At 72.8% G+C, this 21074-nt stretch carries 17 protein-coding genes; 13 read left to right on the top strand and 4 right to left on the bottom strand.

The genetic code is table 11. The features are described 5' to 3' along the window. Positions 1-57 precede the first annotated feature (57 nt). The 6 genes from IEY93_RS06980 to IEY93_RS06955 all read left to right on the top strand — a co-directional run bounded on the left by IEY93_RS06980 (position 58) and on the right by IEY93_RS06955 (position 6793). Positions 58-1257, top strand: a complete 1200-nt coding sequence (locus tag IEY93_RS06980; RefSeq protein WP_189162135.1) for a cytochrome P450 — start codon at positions 58-60, stop codon at positions 1255-1257. Between the two features lie 59 nt (positions 1258-1316). Continuing rightward, a complete protein-coding gene (locus IEY93_RS06975; protein WP_229690924.1) occupies positions 1317-2042 on the top strand; it encodes a TSUP family transporter in 726 nt (241 codons plus the stop codon). Positions 2043-2273: 231 nt separating this feature from the next. Continuing rightward, positions 2274-3395 carry a sugar ABC transporter substrate-binding protein gene (locus IEY93_RS06970; protein ID WP_189162134.1) on the top strand — a complete coding sequence of 374 codons (1122 nt, stop codon included), beginning with the start codon at positions 2274-2276 and terminating at the stop codon, positions 3393-3395. 104 nt (positions 3396-3499) lie between these two features. Continuing rightward, positions 3500-4276, top strand: a complete 777-nt coding sequence (locus IEY93_RS06965; protein ID WP_189162133.1) for an ATP-binding cassette domain-containing protein — start codon at positions 3500-3502, stop codon at positions 4274-4276. Further along, positions 4273-5526 carry a sugar ABC transporter permease gene (locus IEY93_RS06960; RefSeq protein WP_189162132.1) on the top strand — a complete coding sequence of 418 codons (1254 nt, stop codon included), beginning with the start codon at positions 4273-4275 and terminating at the stop codon, positions 5524-5526. The genes IEY93_RS06965 and IEY93_RS06960 overlap by 4 nt, the downstream gene beginning before the upstream one ends. Positions 5527-5590: 64 nt before the next feature. Beyond that, positions 5591-6793 carry an ROK family transcriptional regulator gene (locus IEY93_RS06955; RefSeq protein WP_189162237.1) on the top strand — a complete coding sequence of 401 codons (1203 nt, stop codon included), beginning with the start codon at positions 5591-5593 and terminating at the stop codon, positions 6791-6793. Positions 6794-6823: 30 nt separating this feature from the next. On the opposite strand, the gene IEY93_RS06950 is transcribed toward IEY93_RS06955, so the two are convergent. Continuing rightward, positions 6824-7633, bottom strand: coding sequence for a neutral zinc metallopeptidase (locus IEY93_RS06950; protein ID WP_189162131.1), 810 nt, complete (start codon positions 7631-7633; stop codon positions 6824-6826). A 436-nt stretch (positions 7634-8069) separates the two neighbouring features. Here IEY93_RS06950 and dxs point away from each other — a divergent pair, with 436 nt between their 5' ends. From dxs to IEY93_RS06935, 3 genes are all read left to right on the top strand, one after another. After that, entirely contained in the window at positions 8070-10028 is a 1959-nt protein-coding gene (dxs, locus tag IEY93_RS06945; RefSeq protein WP_372444387.1) for a 1-deoxy-D-xylulose-5-phosphate synthase, read from the top strand. Between the two features lie 123 nt (positions 10029-10151). Further along, entirely contained in the window at positions 10152-11627 is a 1476-nt protein-coding gene (locus IEY93_RS06940) for an amino acid permease (RefSeq protein WP_189162130.1), read from the top strand. Positions 11628-11699: 72 nt separating this feature from the next. Further along, positions 11700-12761 carry a LacI family DNA-binding transcriptional regulator gene (locus IEY93_RS06935; protein WP_189162129.1) on the top strand — a complete coding sequence of 354 codons (1062 nt, stop codon included), beginning with the start codon at positions 11700-11702 and terminating at the stop codon, positions 12759-12761. A gap of 85 nt (positions 12762-12846) precedes the next feature. Here the strand turns inward: IEY93_RS06935 and IEY93_RS06930 are convergent, their stop codons facing one another. Further along, entirely contained in the window at positions 12847-14094 is a 1248-nt protein-coding gene (locus tag IEY93_RS06930) for an HRDC domain-containing protein (RefSeq protein ID WP_189162128.1), read from the bottom strand. Beyond that, a complete protein-coding gene (locus IEY93_RS06925) occupies positions 14091-14693 on the bottom strand; it encodes a DUF3000 domain-containing protein (protein ID WP_189162127.1) in 603 nt (200 codons plus the stop codon). Before IEY93_RS06925 ends, IEY93_RS06930 begins: the two co-directional genes overlap by 4 nt. A 730-nt stretch (positions 14694-15423) precedes the next feature. Here IEY93_RS06925 and hemE point away from each other — a divergent pair. Further along, positions 15424-16461 carry a uroporphyrinogen decarboxylase gene (gene hemE / locus IEY93_RS06920; protein ID WP_189162126.1) on the top strand — a complete coding sequence of 346 codons (1038 nt, stop codon included), beginning with the start codon at positions 15424-15426 and terminating at the stop codon, positions 16459-16461. 7 nt (positions 16462-16468) lie between these two features. On the opposite strand, the gene IEY93_RS06915 is transcribed toward hemE, so the two are convergent. Continuing rightward, positions 16469-17782 carry a DUF4349 domain-containing protein gene (locus IEY93_RS06915; protein WP_189162125.1) on the bottom strand — a complete coding sequence of 438 codons (1314 nt, stop codon included), beginning with the start codon at positions 17780-17782 and terminating at the stop codon, positions 16469-16471. 202 nt (positions 17783-17984) lie between these two features. On the opposite strand from IEY93_RS06915, the gene hemG reads away from it, so the two are divergent. The 3 genes from hemG (at position 17985) to IEY93_RS06900 (ending at position 21012) form a co-directional block, all read left to right on the top strand. Continuing rightward, complete coding sequence (gene hemG / locus IEY93_RS06910; RefSeq protein ID WP_189162124.1) at positions 17985-19433, top strand: protoporphyrinogen oxidase; 1449 nt, start codon at positions 17985-17987, stop codon at positions 19431-19433. A 50-nt stretch (positions 19434-19483) separates the two neighbouring features. Next, the gene (gene hemQ, locus IEY93_RS06905; RefSeq protein ID WP_372444389.1) at positions 19484-20185 is read left to right on the top strand and encodes a hydrogen peroxide-dependent heme synthase; all 702 of its coding nucleotides are present in this window, start codon (positions 19484-19486) and stop codon (positions 20183-20185) included. Between the two features lie 176 nt (positions 20186-20361). Next, entirely contained in the window at positions 20362-21012 is a 651-nt protein-coding gene (locus IEY93_RS06900; protein WP_189162122.1) for a hypothetical protein, read from the top strand. The last annotated feature ends 62 nt before the right edge of the window (positions 21013-21074 follow it).

Below are 21074 nucleotides of genomic sequence, written 5' to 3'. Positions count from 1 at the left end.
TTCAAGGTGTGAAATATCGCCGAAACATAAGGTCGGGGGGAAAGGGAGGAGCGCAGCATGACGCACGCGATGTCGGGACCCGTGACCCTTTCGCTCGACCGGCCGAACCCCTTCGACCCGCCTCGTGACCTCGCCCGATGGCGGGAGGAGGGCCCGATCCGGCCGATGCTCTACGCCGACGGGCACGTGGGCTGGCTGGTCACCGGGTACGAGGCCGCGCGCGCCGTGCTCGCCGACCCGCGGTTCGGCACCGACCTCGACCGGCTGCACCCGCCGGTCGGCGGGCGGCTCACCCAGCGGCTGTTCGCCGGCATCCCCGGCTTCTTCCTGCACCAGGACCCGCCCGAGCACACCCGGATCCGGCGCCTGCTCACCGGGCAGTTCACCCTGCGCCGGGCCAAGGAGCTGGAGCCCAGGATCCGCCAGATCGCCGGCGAGCTGCTGGACGGCATGGAGAAGGCCGGGCCGCCCGTGGACCTGGTGGAGGTGTTCGCGCTGCCGCTGCCGTCGCTGGTGATCTGCGAGCTGCTCGGCGTGCCCACCGGTGCGCAGGAGTCATTCCAGCGGCAGTCGGAGGTCATGCTCGACCTGGACTCCACCTCAGACCAGGTGCGCGAGGCGGTGAGCGGCCTGATGGCGTTCATGCTGGAGCTGGTGGACGGCAAGCGGGCCCGGCCGGGCGAGGACGTGATCAGCAACCTGGTTGCGACGAAGCAGCTCACCAAGGAGGAGATCGCCGGCGTGGCGATGCTGCTGGTGGTCGCCGGGCACGAGACGACCGCCAACATGCTCGCGCTCGGCACCTTCACCCTGCTGCGCAACCCGGCCCAGCTCGCCGCGCTGCGCGAGGACCCGGTGCGCAGGGCCCCGGCGGCGGTGGAGGAGCTGATGCGGTACCTGAGCATCATCCACATCGGCCTGCTGCGCACGGCGATGGCCGACGTCCCGATCGAGGGCCACATGATCAGGGCGGGGGAGAGCGTCACCGTCTCGCTGTCGGCCGCCGACCGCGACCCGGCCCGCTTCCCCGACCCGGACGCGCTGGACGTCACCCGGCCGGCCACCGGGCACCTGGCCTTCGGGCACGGCGTCCACCAGTGCATCGGCCAGCAGCTCGCCCGCGTCGAGATGCGTGTCGGCTACCCCGCGCTGCTGGAGCGCTTCCCGGGCCTGCGGCTGGCCGTCGAGCCCGAGCAGGTCGCCACCCGCTCCGACATGGCCATCTACGGAGTGCACCGGCTGCCCGTCGCCTGGTGAACGCCCGGGGCCGATAACCCGTTGCGGCGGGCGCGGGGGCGAGGTCTAGCCTGCCGCGCATGGGAATCGACGTCCTGTATGTCGTTATTGGCGGCTTCGCGGTGTTCATCGGCGCCATCGTCCAGGGAGGGGTGGGGTTCGGGCTCGGCCTGGTGGCCGCCCCGATGATCACGGTGCTCGACCCGGGTGTCATGCCCGGAGCGGTGCAGGTCGTCAACATGACCCTGCCGCTGTTCACCCTCGCCGCGGAGTGGCGCCGGGTCGACTGGCGAGGCCTGGGGTTCGCGCTGCTCGGCCGGCTGCCGGGCAGCGCCGTCGGCGCGGTCGTCGTCGTGTACGTCAGCACCGCGGTGCTCGGCGTGTTCGTCGGCATCATGGTGCTCGTCGCGGTGGCGGTCACCGCGACGGCGGTGGCGATCCCGCGCAACGGGGCCACGCTGACCGGGGCCGGCTTCATCTCCGGGGTGACCGGCACCGCCACCGGCATCGGCGGCCCGCCCATGGGCATCGTCTACCAGCACGCCAAGGGGCCGCAGATCCGGGCGACCCTCGCCATGTACTTCGCGCTGTCGGCCGCGCAGTCGCTGCTGCTGCTCGCCGCGGTGGACCGGCTGCCCGCGCGGGCCCTGCTCGCGGGCGCCGTGCTCGTCCCGTTCATGATCGCGGGCTTCGCCGTCTCCGGCCCACTGCGCCGGTTCATCGACGGCGGGCGGGTCAGGACCGGGGTCCTGGTGGTCGCGTCGTTGTCCGCGGTGGTGCTGATCGGGCAGAGCCTGGCCCGTTAAGACGGCGTTTCCCGATTGTTACCGCTGACAACAAATTGAGACCTGCGCAGGTCTGGCATCCCGGCGCGCGACGGAATACGTTGCCGCAAACAACATTCGACGAACGGCCACAGCCGAGATCCGGCGCCGGCCGTGCCCCCCGGTCTGAGCTCGGCCGGGCACCTCCCCACAACAGACCCCCCGTGCCACGCCGTCAGTGGCCATCTTTCGCAGAAAGGACCCGGTGCACTCATGCGCAAGGGGATCCTCGGCCTGACCGCCGCCGCGGCGGCGCTCTCTCTCGGTCTCACCGCCTGCGGGGGCGACGGCGGTGACAACTCAGGCGCCGCTCCGAGCGGCGCCGCCAGCTCCGAAGCCGCCGCGAAGCCCGGCAAGATCGGTGTCATCCTGCCCGACAGCAAGTCCTCGCCCCGCTGGGAGACCGCGGACCGCAAGTACCTCGAAGAGGCGTTCAAGGCCGCGGGCGTGGAGTACGACATCCAGAACGCCCAGAACGACAAGACGGCGTTCCAGACCATCGCCGACCAGATGATCACCAACGGCGCCACCGTGCTGGCCATCGTCAACCTCGACAGCGGCACCGGCAAGGCCGTCATCGACAAGGCCAAGGCCCAGGGCGTCCCGGTCATCGACTACGACCGCCTGACCCTCGGCGGCGGCGCCTCGTACTACGTCAGCTTCGACAACGTGAAGGTCGGCCAGCTGCAGGGCGAGGGCCTGGTCCAGTGCCTGACCGACAAGAAGGCCGACAAGCCCATCGTCGCCGAGCTGAACGGCTCGCCCACCGACAACAACGCGACGCTGTTCAAGCAGGGCTACGACAGCGTGCTGAAGCCGAAGTTCGACTCCGGCGAGTACGTCAAGGGCCCGGACCAGTCGGTGCCCGACTGGGACCCGCGCAAGGCCGGCACGATCTTCGAGCAGATGTTCACCTCCGAGCCCAAGATCGCCGGTGTGCTCGCCGCGAACGACAACCTCGGCAACGCCGCCATCACCGTGCTCAAGAAGCAGAAGCTCAACGGCAAGGTGCCGGTGACCGGCCAGGACGCGGGCGTCCAGGGCCTGCAGAACGTCCTCGCCGGTGACCAGTGCATGACGGTCTACAAGGCGGTCAAGAAGGAGGCCGACGCCGCCGCCGAGCTCGCCATCGCGCTGGCCAAGGGCGAGAAGCCCACGGTGAGCGGCTCGGTCAAGGACACCGAGACCGGCCAGGACGTCCCCTCCGTCCTCCTGGACCCGCAGTCGATCACGTTCGACTCCGTCAAGGACGTCGTCGCCGACGGCTACGTGACCAAGGAAGAGCTCTGCAAGGGCGACTTCGCCGACAAGTGCACCAAGGCCGGAATCCAGTAGAACCGAGGTCCGGCGCGGCCGGCGCCACCCGGGGAGGCCACCTGCAGAAGGGGCCTCCCCGGCGGGGTGCGCGGGGCGTGCCGTCCGTCTCCCCGAGGAGCAACGTGTCTTCCCAACCCGTCCTGGAGATCCGGGGGCTCGACAAGAGCTTCGGTCCCGTGCAGGTCCTGCACCACGTCGACCTCACCGCCCACGCCGGCGAGGTGACCGCGCTGGTCGGTGACAACGGCGCCGGCAAGTCCACCCTGGTCAAGTGCATCGGCGGCACCTACACCGCCGACGCCGGCGAGTACGTGTTCGACGGCCGCCCGGTCCACATCACCAGCCCCCGCGACGCGGCGGACCTGGGCATCGAGATCGTCTACCAGGACCTCGCCCTGTGCGACAACCTGGACATCGTCCAGAACATGTTCCTCGGGCGCGAGAAGCGCAGTGGACTGGTCCTCGACGAGGCGACGATGGAGGAGATGGCCGCCAAGACGCTCGACGGCCTGTCGGTCCGCACCGTCAAGTCGATCCGCCAGCTGGTGTCCAGCCTGTCGGGCGGCCAGCGCCAGACCGTGGCCATCGCCAAGGCCGTGCTCTGGAACAGCAAGGTCGTCATCCTGGACGAGCCCACCGCCGCCCTCGGTGTCGCGCAGACCGCCCAGGTGCTCGAACTGGTGCGCCGCCTCGCCGACAACGGCCTGGCCGTGATCCTCATCTCCCACAACCTCAACGACGTCTTCGCCGTCTCCGACCGGATCTCGGCGCTCTACCTGGGGCGCATGGCCGCGCAGGTGAAGACGTCCGACGTCACCCACGCGCAGGTCGTCGAGCTGATCACCTCGGGGCGCAGCGGCGAGCTCGGCCTGCAGAACGTCAACGGAGTCACCGCATGAGCACCACGATCGTCCCCGGCAGGCAGGCCGCCGCGCCGGCCCCGAGCATCGCCGGCAACTTCCGGTCCTACATCGCGCGGGTGCGCGGCGGCGACATGGGCGCGCTGCCCGCCATCCTCGGGCTCATCGTGCTGTGCACGGCCTTCGCCGTCCTGCGGCCGGTCTTCCTGTCGGCGACCAACTTCGCCAACCTGTTCACCCAGGGCGCCGCGATCACCATGATCGCCATGGGCCTGGTGTTCGTCCTGCTGCTCGGCGAGATCGACCTGTCGGCCGGCTACACCAGCGGCGTCTGCGCCGCCGTCCTGGCCGTCGTGATGAGCCAGCAGGGGCTGCCCTGGTACGTGGGCGTCGGCGCGGCCGTGCTCACCGGCGTGGTGATCGGGCTGGTGCTCGGCGCGCTGGTGGCCAAGCTGGGCATCCCCTCCTTCGTGGTGACCCTCGCCGCCTTCCTCGCCTTCCAGGGCCTACTGCTGGTCCTGGTCCAGGAGGGCACCAACATCGCCATCCGCGACCCCGTCATCATCGCCATTGAGAACCGCTACCTGCCGCCGTGGCTCGGCTGGGCCCTGTACGCGGTCTGCGTGCTGGCGTACGCCGCGGTCCAGCTCGTGCGGGCGCGCCGCCGCGCCGGCCGGGGCCTCGCGGCCGACCCTGTCGGGCTCATCGCCCTGCGGGTGGGCTCCCTCGCCGTTCTCGGCGGGCTCGCGGTGTACGCGCTGAACCTGGAGCGCAGCCGCAACGTGCTGCTGGTGTCGCTCAAGGGCGTGCCGGTCGTGGTCCCCATCGTGCTCGCCCTGCTGATCTTCTGGACGTTCGTGCTGCGCCGCACGGCGTTCGGCCGGCACATCTACGCCGTCGGCGGCAACGCCGAGGCGGCCCGCCGGGCCGGCATCAACGTGGATCTCATCCGGGTCAGCGCCTTCGTCATCTGCTCGGGCCTGGCCTCGGTCGGCGGCATCATCCTGGCCTCCCAGGCCAGCTCGGTCGACCCCAGCACGGGCGGCAGCGACGTGCTGCTGTTCGCCGTGGGCGCGGCGGTCATCGGCGGCACCAGCCTGTTCGGCGGCAAGGGCCGGGTGCTGGACGCCATCCTCGGCGGCGCCGTGGTCGCGGTGATCAACAACGGCATGGGCCTGATGGGATACAGCGCCAGTGTGAAGTACATCGTCACCGGCGCGGTGCTCCTGCTGGCCGCCGGCGTGGACGCCCTGTCGCGCAAGCGTGCGGCCGCCTCCGGGCTGAGGTGAGTGCCGGTCCGGCGCGACCTGACCCGGAGACCGGACCGGACGAGCGGCGCGAGGACGGTACATGATGCGCGCGGGCCCCTCGCAGGAGGAGATCCGGCGCCACAACCTCGGCGTCCTGCTGCGCCACGTGCACCTGGGCGGCCCGACGTCCCGCGCCGAGCTGACCACCAGGATGGGGCTCAACCGCAGCACCATCATGGCGCTCACCGCGGACCTGACGGCCGCGGGGCTGGTGCGCGAGGAGCTGCCCAGGGAGACCGGCAGGGCGGGTCGGCCGTCGCTGGTGGTGCGCCCGGAGTCGTCGCGGGTGTACGTGCTGGCCTTCGACATCGGCGTGGACCGGCTCGTCGCCGCCCGGGTCGGGCTCGGCGGGGTGATCCTCGACCGGTACGAGGCCGCCCGGCCGCGCGGGGTCTTCGTCCTGCCGGACGTCGTCGGGCGCCTGGCCGGGTTCACCACGCGCATGCTGCGCGCGACCGGTCCCGACAGCGTGTGCGTCGGCGCCGGAGTGGCGTTCTCCGGCGGCGTGCGCAGCTCTGATGGGTTCGTCCGCTTCAGCCCGAACCTCGGGGTGGCCGGCGTCCCGCTTCGCGAGGAGCTGGAACGTGCTCTCGGGCTCGGCGTGCCGGTCGCGGTCGGCAACGACGCCAACCTGGGCGCGCTGGCCGAGCAGGCGCGGGGAGTCGGCGTGGACTGCCGCGACCTCATCTACCTGCACGGCGACGTCGGCGTCGGCGGCGGCGTCATCACCGGCGGCCAGTTGCTCGGCGGGCACGGCGGCTACGGCGGCGAGGTCGGCCACATGGTGGTGAACGAGGGCGGCCGTCCCTGTGGCTGCGGCTCCCAGGGCTGCCTGGAGGCCGAGGTGGGGGAGCGGGCGCTGCTGGAGGCGGCCGGGCGGTTCGGCACGCGGATCGGCCGGGACGCCGTGCGGGCCGTGGTGGACGCGGCCGACCGCGGCGACATCGTCGCCCAGGACGCGCTCGCCCGCGTGGGCGACTGGCTGGGCCTGGGCGTGGCCAATCTGGTCAACATCTTCAACCCCGAGATCGTCATCTTCGGCGGCATGCTGCGCGAGATCTACCTCGGCGCGGCGGCGCAGGTGCGCAGCAGGGTCGCCACCGACGCGCTGCGCGCCTGCCGGGAGAACCTGCGCCTGCGCACGCCCCTGCTCGGCGACGACACGACGCTGGTCGGCGCGGCCGAGCTGGCCTTCGCCCAGGTGCTCGCCGACCCGCTGGACGCGCTCGCCCGCGTCGGGGCCTGAGCCGTCGCCGCCCGGGAGAGGTGAGCCGGGTCAGCCCGCCGGCGCGGCGGCCACCGAGGCCGTGCCGGCGGCCCAGGTGTTGCACGCGCCCGGGCCGCCGGCCCGGAACCCGCGGTTCAGCCAGGTGGCGATGCTGCGCCCCTTGCCGTGGTCGCGCACCTTGGTGACCTCGTCGCCGCTCTCGCGGGTCGCCTCCAGCAGGTAGTCCCAGTCCTCGGCGGTGCGGTCCAGCGACTCCCAGACGCTGCCGATGAAGGCCCCGGCCAGGCACTCGGCCTGTAGTTCCAGCCTTCGGTACTGCTCGTAGTACTCGGCCTTGCCGCGGTAGGCCAGGCCGTTGAAGGCGGTCTCGATGCCGGCCAGGTTCTGCACATGGTGGCCGTACTCGTGGGCGATCACGTCCATCAGGAACAGGTCCTCGGCCTGCCGGGTCAGATGCTTGTCCAGCAGGATGACGACGCGGCGCTGGGAGGGGCAGTAGAGCCCTTGGGCGTTCTTCGGCCAGGGGTGGCCGCAGACCTTCGACGGGCGCTGGATGAACTGCACGCGCGGCGCGGTGAAGCGGATGCGGGCCTTGGCGAGCTGGGCACCCCAGGAGGTGCCGAGGCAGTCGAGCAGCGGGAGGATGTAGCTCTTGGCGGAGTTCGCGTTCCCCGGCTTGACCGGCCGTTCCGGGCAGTCCGCCGTGGGCAGCGGCCCGGTGGCGTACAGCGGGCTGCGGGTCAGCGCGGCGCGCTTGATCGGATAGGCCGAGGCGGGGGCGCTCGGCGCGGCGGTCAGGAGGCACAGGCCCGCCAGGAGTCCGGCCGACAGCGTGGTGGTGCGCTTTCGACTGATCACAGCAGAGGAGAGTAGCCGCTGTGTCCCCTCAAGAGCCGATGAATACCGATGAACGCCGATGAAAGGGGTGGATCGCCGCGGTGGAGCTGCCAGGAACCGCCGCGGGGACCGGCGACCGTACCGGCTCGGTGATACGGCTCACATCGGCCCTCTCGCGAGCGTGGACCGGTGCCGGTGCCGGCCGGTCCGCTGCAGCGCGGCAGGCCCGTCATCAGCCCACAAGCCCGATCTATGGGATGAACATCTCATGAAGCAGAGAAGGTGTGTGAGCTGTGCGCTGAGCGTAAAACCCCTCTAATGTGGACAACTTGTGGAGGTTTCCCGAGCATGTCCCGTTGGCGCCACCAGGGTGGGACCCTGGGGCAAGACCGTGGAGGGAACCTCCCGGGTGCATAGACTCGATGGCGCGTCGGTAACAGGCGGAGGAGATGATTCCGTGAGCGAGCGGACCCAGCGAACGGAAGGTTCGGGCACGGAGCAGGCCGGCCTGCTCGAATCGGTGAAGGGTCCGGGAGATCTCAAGCGGTTGAGGGCGGACGAGCTGCCCGCGCTGGCCGCGGAGATCCGCGACCTGCTGGTGTCCACGACCTCCCGCACCGGCGGCCACCTCGGCCCGAACCTCGGCGTCGTCGAGCTGACCATCGCCATGCACCGGGTCTTCGACTCCCCGCGCGACCGCATCCTGTGGGACACCGGCCACCAGGCCTACGTGCACAAGATGCTCACCGGCCGCTCCGCGGACTTCACCACCCTGCGCCAGGAGGGCGGCCTGTCCGGCTACCCGTGCCAGGCGGAGTCCGACCACGACGTCATCGAGAACTCCCACGCCTCCACCGCGCTGTCCTACGCCGACGGGCTCGCCAAGGCCTACAAGCTGCGCGGCGAGACCGGCCGCACCGTCGTCGCGGTCATCGGCGACGGCGCGCTCACCGGCGGCATGGCCTGGGAGGCGCTGAACAACATCGCCGGCCACGCCAAGGACCCCGACCTTCCCCTGGTGATCGTGGTCAACGACAACGGCCGGTCCTACTCGCCGACGATCGGCGGCCTCGCCTCCCATCTCGCCTCCCTGCGCATGACGCAGAAGTACGAGCACCTGCTGGAGGCGGTCAAGCGCAACGTCAGCGGGGTGCCCGTGGTCGGCCCGCCGCTGTACGAGACGCTGCACGGCGTCAAGAAGGGCATCAAGGACATCCTCGCCCCGCAGGTGATGTTCGAGGACCTCGGCCTGAAGTACGTCGGCCCGATCGACGGCCACGACGAGCAGGCGGTCGAGGCCGCGCTGCGCAAGGCCCGCGACTTCCGCGGGCCGGTCATCGTGCACGTCCTCACCACGAAGGGGTACGGCTACTTCCACGCCGAGAACCACGACGAGGACCACTTCCACTCGCCCGCGCCGTTCGACCCGCTCACCGGCGAGGAGCAGCCCAAGCCGCACAGCTGGACCAACGTCTTCAGCCAGGAGCTCGTGCGCCTGGGCGCCGAGCGCCCCGACCTGGTCGCGATCACCGCGGCGATGCTGCACCCGACCGGCCTGGCCGCCTTCGCCGACGCCTACCCCGACCGCACCTACGACGTGGGCATCGCCGAGCAGCACGCCTTCACCAGCGCCGCGGGCCTGGCCCTCGGCGGGCTGCACCCGGTGGTGGCCGTCTACGCCACCTTCCTCAACCGGGCGTTCGACCAGCTCCTCATGGACGTCGCCCTGCACCGCCTGCCGGTCACCGTCGTGCTCGACCGCGCCGGCGTCACCGGGGACGACGGGCCGAGCCACAACGGCATGTGGGACCTGTCCATCCTGCAGGTGATCCCCGGGCTGGCGATCGCCGCGCCACGCGACGCCGCCCGGCTGCGCGAGCTGCTCGCCGAGGCGGTCGGGGTCGGCGACGGCCCGACGGTCGTGCGCTTCCCCAAGGGCGCGGTCGGCCCCGAGATCCCGGCCGTCGCCCGGCTCGGCGGCATGGACGTCCTGCGCGCGGGCGGCCCGGACGCCGACGTGCTGCTGGTCGCCGCCGGGCCGATGGCCCAGGCCGCGCTGGAGGCCGCCGAGCTGCTGCAGGCCCAGGGCATCCCCGCCACCGTGGTCGACCCGCGCTGGGTCAAGCCGCTGGACGAGGCGCTGGTGGCGGCGGCCGCCGCCCACCGGCTCGTCGCCGTCGTGGAGGACAACGGCCGGGTCGGCGGGGTCGGCGACGCCGTGGCGCGCCTGCTGCGCGACTCCGGCGTGGAGGTGCCCGTGCGCACGTTCGGCATTCCGCAGCGCTTCCTGGACCACGCCAAGCGGCCGAAGATCCTCGCCGAGTCCGGGCTCACCGGTCAGGACCTCGCCCGTGAGATCACCGCCGCGGTCGCCGGCCGCACCCGCGACCTGGAGGGCGACCCCGCGGCCCGCTGACGCCCCGCTTTCCTCCCCGTTGCCCGGGGGAGGAATGTTCATCGACGCCGGGGGTAGGCATGACCTGCGCTTTTCGTGGCAGGCGCCCTCCCCGTGGGCGATGATGATCAAGGGGCAACGCCGATGTCGATCTTCCGTACGAAGTCGATCGAACAGTCGCTGGAAGACAGCGAGGCGCCCGGACACCGGCTGCGACGCCGGCTGAGCGCGCTCGACCTGACCGTCTTCGGCGTCGGGGTCATCGTCGGCACCGGCATCTTCGTGCTCACCGGGCAGGTGGCCCGCGAGACCGCGGGCCCCGCCGTCGCGCTGTCGTTCGTCGCCGCGGGCGTCGCCTGCGCGCTCGCGGCGCTGTGCTACGCCGAGTTCGCCTCCACCGTGCCGGTGGCCGGCTCGGCGTACACCTTCTCCTACGCCACCATCGGCGAGTTCCCGGCCTGGATCGTCGGCTGGGACCTGATGCTGGAGCTCGCCCTCGGCGCCGCCGTCGTCGCGGTCGGCTGGTCCGGCTACCTCACCGAACTGCTGAGCGCGCTCGGCATCCACCTGCCGCCCGCGCTGGCGGGCGAGCACGCCACGTTCAACGTGCCGGCCGTCTTCGTCGTGCTGGCGCTGACCGCCGTGCTGGTGGCCGGCATCAAACTGTCCGCGCGGCTGAACCTGGTCGTCGTCGCGGTCAAGGTCGCGGTGATCCTGCTGGTCATCGTCGCCGGCCTGTTCTTCGTCAAGGGCGCCAACTACACGCCGTTCGTCCCACCCGCCCAGCAGACCGACGCCGTCCACGGCCTGAAGGCGCCGCTGATCCAGGTGCTCTTCGGCATCACCCCCGTCGCCTACGGCGTCCTCGGGGTGTTCGTCGGCGCGGCCGTCGTGTTCTTCGCCTTCATCGGCTTCGACGTGGTGGCCACCGCCGCGGAGGAGACCCGGCGCCCGCAGCGCGACCTGCCGATCGGCATCATCGCCTCCCTCACGATCTGCACCGTCCTGTACGTGGCGGTGTCCCTGGTGGTGGTCGGCATGCAGCCCTACGGCGAGCTCAACCGCGCGGCGCCGCTGGCCGGCGCGTTCCGCGCGGTCGGGCAGGACTGGCTGGCCACCGTGATCAGCATCGGCGCGCTCGCCGGGCTCACCACGGTCGTCATGATCCTCATGCTCGGGCAGAGCCGCATCTTCTTCGCCATGAGCCGCGACCGGCTGCTGCCCACCGGCCTGGCCGCCGTCCACCCGAGGTTCGGCACCCCCTACCGCATCACGGTCATCATCGGTGTGGCCACCGCGCTGCTCGCCGGGTTCGTCCCGCTGTCGGCGCTGGCCGAGCTGGTGAACATCGGGACGCTGTTCGCCTTCGTCCTGGTGTCGGCCGGGGTGGTCATCCTGCGCAGGACCCGGCCCGAGCTGCCCCGGGCGTTCCGCACGCCGCTCGTCCCGCTGGTCCCCGCCCTGTCGATCCTGGCCTGCCTGTACCTCATGCTGAACCTGCCGGTGGAGACCTGGCTGCGGTTCCTGATCTGGATGGCCCTCGGGACCGTGCTGTACTTCGCCTACGGCAGGCGCCGCAGCCGGGTCGAGGACCAGCCGCCACCGGTGCGCGCCCGATGACCGGCCGCCCCGCAGGTCATCCGCCGCGTGCCTGCACAATGAAGAGGGCGGACGGGACGAGGGGGGCCGCCGATGGTCACGCTTGAGGATGTCGCCCGGCACGCGGGGGTGTCACTGGCGACGGCTTCCCGGGTGCTCAACGGGAGCAGCAGGCAGGTCGGCGCCGCCCTGCGGGCACGGGTCGAGGCGTCGGCCGCCGAGCTCGGCTACCGCGTGGACGCCACCGCGCAGACCCTGGCACGGGGCGCGAGCAACGTCGTGGGCCTGATCATCCAGGACCTCTCCGACGCCTACTTCGCGACCATCGCCGACGGGGCGATCCGCGCCGCCGACCTGCACGGCATGGTGGTGACCCTGGGCACCACCTACCGCGACCCCGAGCGCGAGATCGCCCTGGTCGCCACGCTGGCCGCGCAGCGGGCCCGGGCGGTGCTCATCACCGGTTCCCGCGTCGCCGACGACCACATGCTCGGCCGGCTGCGCGCCGAGCTGGACGTCTACCGCTCCTCCGGCGGCCGGGTCGCCGTCATCGGCCAGGACCTCCTGGACGCCGACACCGTCGCGCCGCGCAACCGCGAGGGCGCGCGCGAGCTGGCCCACGCGATCGTCCGCCGGGGGCACCGCCGCTTCGCCGTGCTCGCCGGCCCGGTCCACCTGTACACCGCCGTCGACCGCGCCGCGGGTTTCCTCGACGGGCTGGCCGAGCTGGGCCTGCCCGAGCCGGTCGTCGTGCACGGCGGCTTCGACCGCGACGGTGGCCACGCCGCCGCCGCCGAGCTGTTGGAGATGGCACCCGACGTCACCTGCGTCTTCGCGGTGAACGACGTGATGGCGCTCGGCGCGCTGGCCGCGTTCCGCTCGCGGGGGGTCGAGGTGCCCCGCGACCTGTCGCTGGCCGGCTTCGACGACATCCCCACGTTGCACGACGTCGTCCCCGCGCTCACCACGGTACGGCTGCCGCTGTCGCGCATGGGGGAGCTGGCCCTCGACCTGGCACTGTGCCCGCAGGGCGGGCCACGGGTGGAGCCGGTCGCCGGGCAGGTCATGTTCCGGCACAGCGTCGCCGTTCTCGGCTCGGCGGCCCCGGCGGACGGCTCCGCCGCGGCCGTCCCGCCCAGCCTCACCGCCTCATAGCGCCCCGCGCCGTGAACGGCCGCCGGGCGCGACCCCGGGCGCCCGCATGTCCGGTGACACCCGCGGCATGGCCCATGCCGGCCGCTCAGCCGCCGACGTCCTCCTTGGCGGCGAGGCGGATCAGCGCCTTCGACAGCGGGTGGGCGGTCAGCGCGATCTGCCACTCGCGGGCGCCCAGCCCGCGCAGCCGCTCGGCCACCGCCTCGTCGCCGAGGTCCTCCGGCGGCTCCCAGGTGAGCCTGCGTACCGCCTCGGGCTGCAGGAGGTTCTCGGTGGGCATGTGGTTGGTGTCGGCGAGCGCCGCGACCGCGGCCCGGGCGGCGGCCAGCCTGCGCGCGGCGGCGGGGTCGCGGTCGGCCCAGCGGTTGGCCGGAGGCGGCCCCTCGCCCGGGCCGCTCGGCTGCGGCAGCTCCGGCTCGGGCAGCGCGCGAGCCCGCGCGATGGCGTTCAGCCACTCGCGCAGATGCCGGCGGGCGCTGCGGCCGGTGAACGGCGCGATCTCGGTGAGCGCCTTGGTCGTGCGCGGCTGCTCCAGCGCCGCGGTCACGATCGCCGCGTCCGGCAGCACCCGGCCCGGCGCCAGGTCGGCCTCGCGCGCCAGCGCGTCGCGCAGCGTCCACAGCTCGCGTACCACCGCCAGCCCGCGCAGGGTGCGCACCCGGTGGATGCCGGAGGTGCGCCGCCAGGGGTCGGTGCGCGGCGGCGCCGGGGGAGCGGCGAGGATCGCGGCGAACTCCTCCAGCGCCCAGGCGAGCTTGCCGCTGCTCTCCAGCTCGGCGTGCAGCATGTCCCGCAGCTCGATCAGCACCTCGACGTCGAGGGCGGCGTACCGCAGCCAGTCCTCCGGCAGCGGCCGGTGGGACCAGTCGGCCGCCGAGTGCCCCTTCTCCAGGTGCAGCCCGAGCACGTTCTCCACCATGGTGCCGAGCCCGACCCGTTCGTACCCGAGCAGCCGGCCGGCCAGCTCGGTGTCGAACAACCGGCGGGGCCGGAAGCCCAGCTCGGCCAGGCACGCGAGGTCCTGGGTGGCGGCGTGCAGGACGATCTCGGCGCCGTCCAGCGTGGCGTCCAGCTCCGACAGGTCGGGGCAGGTGATCGGGTCGATGAGCGCGCTGCCGGCCCCGGCGCGGCGCAACTGCACCAGGTAGGCGCGGCCGCTGTAGCGGTAGCCGGAGGCGCGCTCGGCGTCCACGGCCACCGGGCCGGAGCCCTGGGCGAAGGCGCGCACGACGGCGGCGAGCGCGGCGGGGTCCTCGATGACCGGGGGGATGCCCTCGCGGGGTTCAAGGAGCGGCACCGTCTCGGATGCGGGGATGATCTGGTCGTCGGTCACGTCCTGAAGGACTCCGGGTCTTCGCGACGCGCGGCCCGCGGCGGCAGGGCCGCGACGTCAGGTGGCAATGGTGGGATGCCCGCGGCGAGGCAGATGAGGTCGCACCAGGCCGCGACGTGGGCCGACAGGTCCTCCTCCAGGGGCGACCATGACGCGCGCAGCTCCAGTTCGGTCGTGACCGGGTCGTCCTCCTTGTTGCCGAACCCCTCCGACACGGCGCGGGTCACCGTGCCGCCGGCGGCGGCGTACCGGGCCTGGTGGGAGTCCAGGGACTCGGTGAGCCAGCTCCAGGCGACCGGGCCGAGCATCGGGTCGGAGGTGATCTCCGGCTCCATGTCGGCCCGCACGTAGGCGACCAGGCGGAACGGGCCGTCCCAGCCGCGCTGGCCGTCGGGGTCGAACAACATGATCAACCGGCCGACGGCGAGCTCGTCGTCGTCGCGGTAGACCGACGCGCCGACCGCGCCGGAGTAGGGGGCGAGCCGCTGCGGTGCGGGGATGTCCTCCAGCTCGATCTCCGGCCTGACCTGGGCGGGACGCAGGCTCTCCAGCGCCCGCCGGAACGCGGCGGGAGCCGGTGGGGCGTCACCGATGGTCATGATGGCAGCGTAGGCCGGAGTGGGCGATGCCGGAAGCAGGGGGGTATGCACCGGAGTGAGGAAGGCCGGTCAATGCACCATCACCGGAGCCCCGCCCCGCTCCACCGAGACCCGGTCGTGATGGCGGGGACGCTTCCCGGCCCGCTGCTCGCCGGCACGGAGCGCACAATGCGCACTGCGGTGCTCGGAGGAACTCCACATCGCGGTCATCGCGGGCCTTTCGTCGGGTCCCAAGATCGAGTGCTCGCACGGACAGGTGTGCACGCCGCCGCATGGCAGGCGTTCCCCGCGCGCGCCTTGTCCGTGAACTCGAGGGCTGGTCCGACGGTGACACGTCCCGGCGACATTTCCCCGCAACGCGCTCGGCGTGTCCCGAAAGTGGTCACCGAATCGACGCCGCGCGGTGATTTGACGGAAATTTGCACCAGCCGGGACATGACCAGGAACCTCGCGTGTGACGTACTGTACCTGCGCCATGCCGCCGCTTGACGCGGTCGGTGACCGTCCGGGGCCGGGCCTGCCCTGCCGAACCAGACATAGTGTACGGATCGCCGCGTCGTTCCTCATGACTGGACATCAGTCAGCCAGGTAACTTTTTCGCGGCAAACTTTGCCGTCCATCCCAGGACGGGCGCCGGCCCTCCCGGCACGGCCACTCGTCCGGCGGCGCGCGGGGAGCGTGCCGCCCCCGTGATGGGGCGACCGGGCGGCTCGCGTGGCACCCTGGTCAGGTGAATCCTGAGACCGCCGACTCCCCGTTCGTCCGCGCCTGCCGGCGACTGCCCGTCCCGCACACCCCCGTCTGGTACATGCGCCAGGCGGGACGCGCCCTGCCGGAGTACCGCGCCCTGCGCGCCGACGTGCCGATGCTCACCGCCTGCGCCACCCCCGACCTCATCGTGGAGATCACGCTGCAGCCCGTGCGCCGCTACGGCGTGGACGCGGCGATCTTCTTCAGCGACATCGTGGTGCCGCTCAAGGCCATCGGCGTGGACCTGGACCTCCGGCCCGGGGTCGGCCCGGTCATCGCCGCCCCGATCAGGGACACCGCCGGCCTCGCCGTCCTGCGCGACCTCACGCCGGGCGACGTGCCCTACGTCACCGAGGCGGTCGGGGCGCTGGTCAAGGAGCTCGGCGCGACCCCGCTCATCGGCTTCGCCGGCGCGCCGTTCACGCTGGCCTCCTATCTGATCGAGGGCGGCCCGTCCAAGAACCACGACCACACCAAGGCGATGATGTACGGCGAGCCCGCGCTGTGGCACGCCCTCATGGACCGCCTGACCGAGATCAGCCTGGCCTTCCTGCGGGTGCAGGTCCAGGCGGGCGCCTCGGCGATCCAGCTCTTCGACTCCTGGGTCGGCGCCGTGGCCCCCGAGGACTACCGCGAGTACGTCCTGCCGTACACCTCGCGCATCTTCGCCGGTCTCGCCGACCTGGACGTGCCCCGCATCCACTTCGGCGTGGGCACCGGCGAGCTGCTCGGCCTGCTCGGGGAGGCGGGCGCCGACGTGGTCGGCGTCGACTGGCGGGTGCCGCTGGACGAGGCGGCGCGCCGCGTCGGCCCGGACAAGGCGCTGCAGGGCAACCTCGACCCGGCCGTGCTGTTCGCCCCCTGGGAGGTCGTCGAACGGCGCGCCCTGGACATCCTGCGGCGAGGGCGGGCGGCCGGCGGCCACGTGTTCAACCTCGGCCACGGGGTGCCGCCCACGGCCGACCCCGACCAGCTCGCCCGCCTCACCGATCTCGTCCACCAGGCGTCCGCCCGCTGACGGGTGCTCAGGGGCCGTCCGGGTTTCGGGATGGGCCGGGCCTTCGGTGATCGCCGGGATCGCCGGGCTCAGTGCGCTCGGACGGTTCGGCGGGCTCCGCGGCCTGGGCCGGCCGCGGAGCTCCGGGCTCCATAGGAGACGTGGGCCCGGTCAGCCGGTCGGCGTCCTCGGGCAGGCCGTGCGCGGGATCGCCGGGCGCGGCCGGGCCGAACCATCCGCCGGCCACCTCGCCCGGTGCCGCCGGTGCATCGTGCGAGGTGGCCGCCTCTTCCTCCTCTCGCCAGGGAATGGGCCCGGCGTCAGGGGAGGGCTCAGGTCCGAAGGGCGGCGCGTCGGCCCGTGCCCGGCCCGCCGGCCCCGGTACGGGCGCGGGTGACCGGACCGCGGCAGGACGGCGGCCGGGCAGGAGACCGCGCAGCAGGCGGCGCACCGCCACGAAGGCGGCCCCCAGCAGACCGGCCACCACGAGCCAGGGCAGCAGAGCGCCGAAGATCGCCAGGCTGACCCGCCCGGTCTCGGTGAGCGCGTCCCAGCCGGTGCGCAGGCCGCTGAGGAAGTTCGGCCGTTCGGGCGCGGGCGCGTTCAGTGCCGGGTCCGGGCCGGGGACGCCCTCGATGTCCAGGGTCAGCGTGCCGTCGGCCGTCCGCGAGGCCAGGCTGCGCTGGCGCGCCTGCAGCGCCTCCAGGTCGGCCTCCCTCCCGGACAGCTCCCGTTCGATCTTCAGCACGTCCGAGACGCTCTTGGCCTTCTTCAGCAACGCCCGTAGCTGCTCCAGCCCGGCCTCGGCGGACTTCACCCGGCTGTCCACGTCGGCGATCTGCTCGGTCACGTCCTCGGTGCCGAGTTCCACCGACAGGCGGGTGCCGATCTCCTTGCCGAGCCGGTCGGTCACGCTCTGGTAGCGGCCCGGAGGGATCTTGAAGACCAGCGTGGCGGTGTCCTGCCCGTCGGTCGAGGTGGCCCGCTCGTTGTCCAACCGGCCGCCCGCGTCGGCGACGATGCGCTTGGCCTTGTCGGCCGCCGCGGCGACGCTCTTGACCCGCACCCTGAGCGCGCCGGTGTAGACGATGGCGCGCCGGGCCTGCTGGACCCCCGTCCCGGCAGGCCCGCCCGTCGCCGTGGGTGCGGCCGGTACTTTCGCCTGGTCCTGTGCTTCCGCGCCGCCCGCCGCGCTGCCGTCGGCGGCGGGCTCCCGCCGTTCGGCGGGCGCGACCGCCGGTGCGCTGTCAGAGCCGCTCGTGCCCCCGCCGCATCCCGTCAGGGCGAGGGCGATCACCGCCAGGGCCCCCGCGAGGGCCGGACGGCACCGTAATCCGTTCATGTCCTGGTTGACGACGCTTGGCCGGTCGCGGTTTGGCGGTCCGCGTCACGATGCCGTCACGTTCGCGCGCCGCTCGGCCACTCGCTCCCCTCCCGCCCCGGGCCTGTCCCGCGCCACCTCGTCCCGCCCCTGCCTACCGGGTCCGCGGCGTGCCCGTGGCCGTCGCGCGGACCGAGCAGGGCGGCAGGTAACGTCTGGGGGCATGGAAGCTACTCGGCGGCACGTCGTGGTCGTCGGCGCGGGCATCGCCGGCCTGGCCGCGGCGTGGCATCTCCGCCATGAGGCGCCGGGCCTCAGGGTGACCGTGCTCGAAGGCGCCCCGCGCATCGGCGGTAAGCTGCGCGTCTCGCAGGTCGCCGGCGTCCCGGTGGACGAGGGCGCCGAGGCCATGCTGGCGCGGCGCCCCGAGGGCAAGGAGCTGGCCCGCGCCGCAGGGGCGGCGGACGAGCTGGTCCACCCCGCTCCGGTCGGCGCGTCGGTGTACAGCAGAGGGGCGCTGCGCCCGATGCCCAAGGGGCAGGTCATGGGCGTTCCCACCGATCTCACCGAGCTGGTGCGTTCCGGGGTGCTGTCGCCCGCGGGGCTCGCCCGGGTGCCCTTCGACCAGATCCTGCCCGCCACGCTGATCACCTCGGACGTCTCGGTCGCGGCCTACATCCGCGCGCGCATGGGCGGCGAGGTCCTCGACCGGCTGGTCGAGCCGCTCCTCGGCGGCGTCTACGCGGGCCGCGCCGAGATGCTGTCCCTGGACGCCACCATGCCCGCCGTGGCGACCGCCGCCCGCACCGAGCGGTCGCTGCTCCAGGCCGCGCGGGCCATCGCCGAGAAGGCCCCCAAGGACGCCGGCCCGGTGTTCACCACGCTCAAGGGCGGCATGGGCAGCCTGCCCGAGAGGGTCGCCGCCGCCTCCGGCGCCGAGGTGCGCACCGGCGTCATGGTGCGCGAGCTCAGCCGCACGCCCGGCGGGTGGCGCCTGGTGACCGGGCCCACCCGCGACCCCGAGACGATCGAGGCCGACGCGGTGATCCTCGCCGTGCCCGCGCCCGCGGCCGCCCGGCTGCTGTCCGGCGAGGTGCCCAAGGCCGCCGCCGAGCTGTCCCGCGTCGAGTACGCGAGCATGGCGATCATCACGCTGGCCTACCCCCGCACGGCGTTCCCCGAGCAGCCCTCCGGCAGTGGCTACCTCGTGCCGCCGGTCGAGGGCCGGGCCGTCAAGGCGGTGACCTACAGCGGGGTGAAGTGGCCCCACCTGGCCGAGGCCGACCCCGGGGTCCTGGTGCTGCGCTGCTCGATCGGGCGGCTGGGGGAGGAGGCCGTCCTCCAGCGCGGCGACGACGAGCTGGTCGCGCTGGCGATGGCCGAGATGGCCGAGGTCGCCGGGGCGCGGGGCCTGCCCCTGGACAGCCGGGTGACCCGCTGGGGCGGGGCGCTGCCGCAGTACGAGGTGGGCCATCTGGACCGCGTCGCCCGCGTACGGGCCGCCGTCGCCGTCCAGCCCGGCCTCGCCGTGTGCGGCGCGGCCTACGACGGGGTGGGCATCCCGGCGTGCGTGGCCTCCGCGCGGTCGGCCGCGACCGCGGTGCTCTCGCACCTGCGCGACGAGGGCGGGGGAGAATGGCGGGAGGACCGGCGCGCGGCCGGCGCCCGCTGAGCGGGGTGCGCCGCCGGCCGGATGCGAGATTCGACGAAAGCGAGCGAGCTGTGAGCGAGGAGAAGGCGCGGCCGAAGGCACGCGACCTCAACAACGTGATCCGTTACACCATGTGGTCGGTCTTCCGGGTGCGCGAGGCGCTGCCCGCGGAGCGCCGCGACCTCGTGCACGAGGCGGAGGCCGTCCTGTCCCAGGCCGCCGAGAAGGACGTGGTGACCCGGGGCGCGTACGAGGTCGCCGGCTACCGCGCCGACGCCGACTACATGTTCTGGTGGCACGCGCCCTCCCCGGAGGACCTGCAGGAGGTCTACGGCCGGTTCCGCCGCACCGCCCTGGGCCGGGCGAGCGAGCCGGTGTGGTCGGTCATGGCCGTGCACCGTCCCGCCGAGTTCAACAAGTCGCACATCCCCGCGTTCCTGGCGGAGGAGGAGCCGCGCGGCTACGTCAGCGTCTACCCGTTCGTGCGCTCTCTGGAGTGGTACCTCCTGGAGGACGGCGAGCGCCGCAGGATGCTGGCCGAGCACGGCATGCTCGCCCGCGGCTACCCCGACGTCCGCGCCAACACGGTGGCCTCGTTCTCGCTCAACGACTACGAGTGGATCCTCGCGTTCGAGGCCGACGAGCTGCACCGCATCGTCGACCTGATGCGTGACCTGCGCGCCGCAGAGGCTCGCAGGCACACCCGCCTGGAGGTCCCCTTCTACACCGGCACCCGCAAGCCGCTGGAGGAGCTGGTCGCCGCCCTGCCGTGACGCCCGCCGCCGCTGTCGTCGGCGGCGGCGCGGCCGTCCCGACAAACCCGGCATGCGTCGCTCAAGACTCTCGTAAGGCTCAGTAAGCTTCAAAAGCGATTTCAAGCCAACAACCCTCGCCAGACTCCGATCTTTGGCATACTCGGGAGGATTCCCGTGTCGAAGTGAGGCAGAGGGTGAACAGGGGCAAGAGTCTGGCACGGTCCAGGCGAGGGGGGCACCGGCGGCGCAAGCCCCGGAGCAGAGTCGTACTCGAAAGCTGCACGGCGCTGGCCGCCGTCACGGTGGTGGGCCTGGCGGCCGGCGTGGTCTTCCTGCGGCCGGACGACGGCCTGGCCGCGCAGGGAGCGCCGCAGGCGCCGCCGGCGGCGATGCCGGCGCCGTTCGCGCCGCCCGTGTGGGACGGCGCCGGCGCCGGAGCCACAGGGGAGGGCGGCGCGGGGGCCAAGGCGGCCGGCGCCAAGGCCAAGAAGGCCCGCGACCCGGACAAGACCGCGTCGGGGCCGTCCAAGCACACCGACGCGTCGGCGATGACCTACTTCAAGCGGCGCTGGGAGAAGGACAAGGCGGTCAAGCGGATCACCGACATCCGCACCGTCGGCAAGTACCTCCGCATCTATACCGACCTCCCCGAGTCCGCGCACAACTCCAAATCGGCCCTCGACCTGTGCAAGCGAGGCATGGAATACCTCGCGCAGGAGGTCGGGGACGCCGATCCGGTGGTGTTCGTCCAGGCGGAGTACGGCCAGAACGGCAACCCGGTGCTGGCCAACATCATCGGTGGCGGCGACAGGTCATGCCGCCTCACCGCTCCCAAGCCGCGCTAGCCCGCTCTCCGTTCAGGCGCGGAAGGGTGGGAGGGCGGGCGGCTCAGGCGGCGGCCGCCAGG

It is taken from the genome of Sphaerisporangium melleum (assembly GCF_014646695.1).
In the GTDB taxonomy this organism is placed as follows: Bacteria; Actinomycetota; Actinomycetes; order Streptosporangiales; family Streptosporangiaceae; genus Sphaerisporangium; species Sphaerisporangium melleum.
Note: the sequence above shows the minus strand (reverse complement) of the source record. Positions and strands in the feature narration are given on the sequence as shown.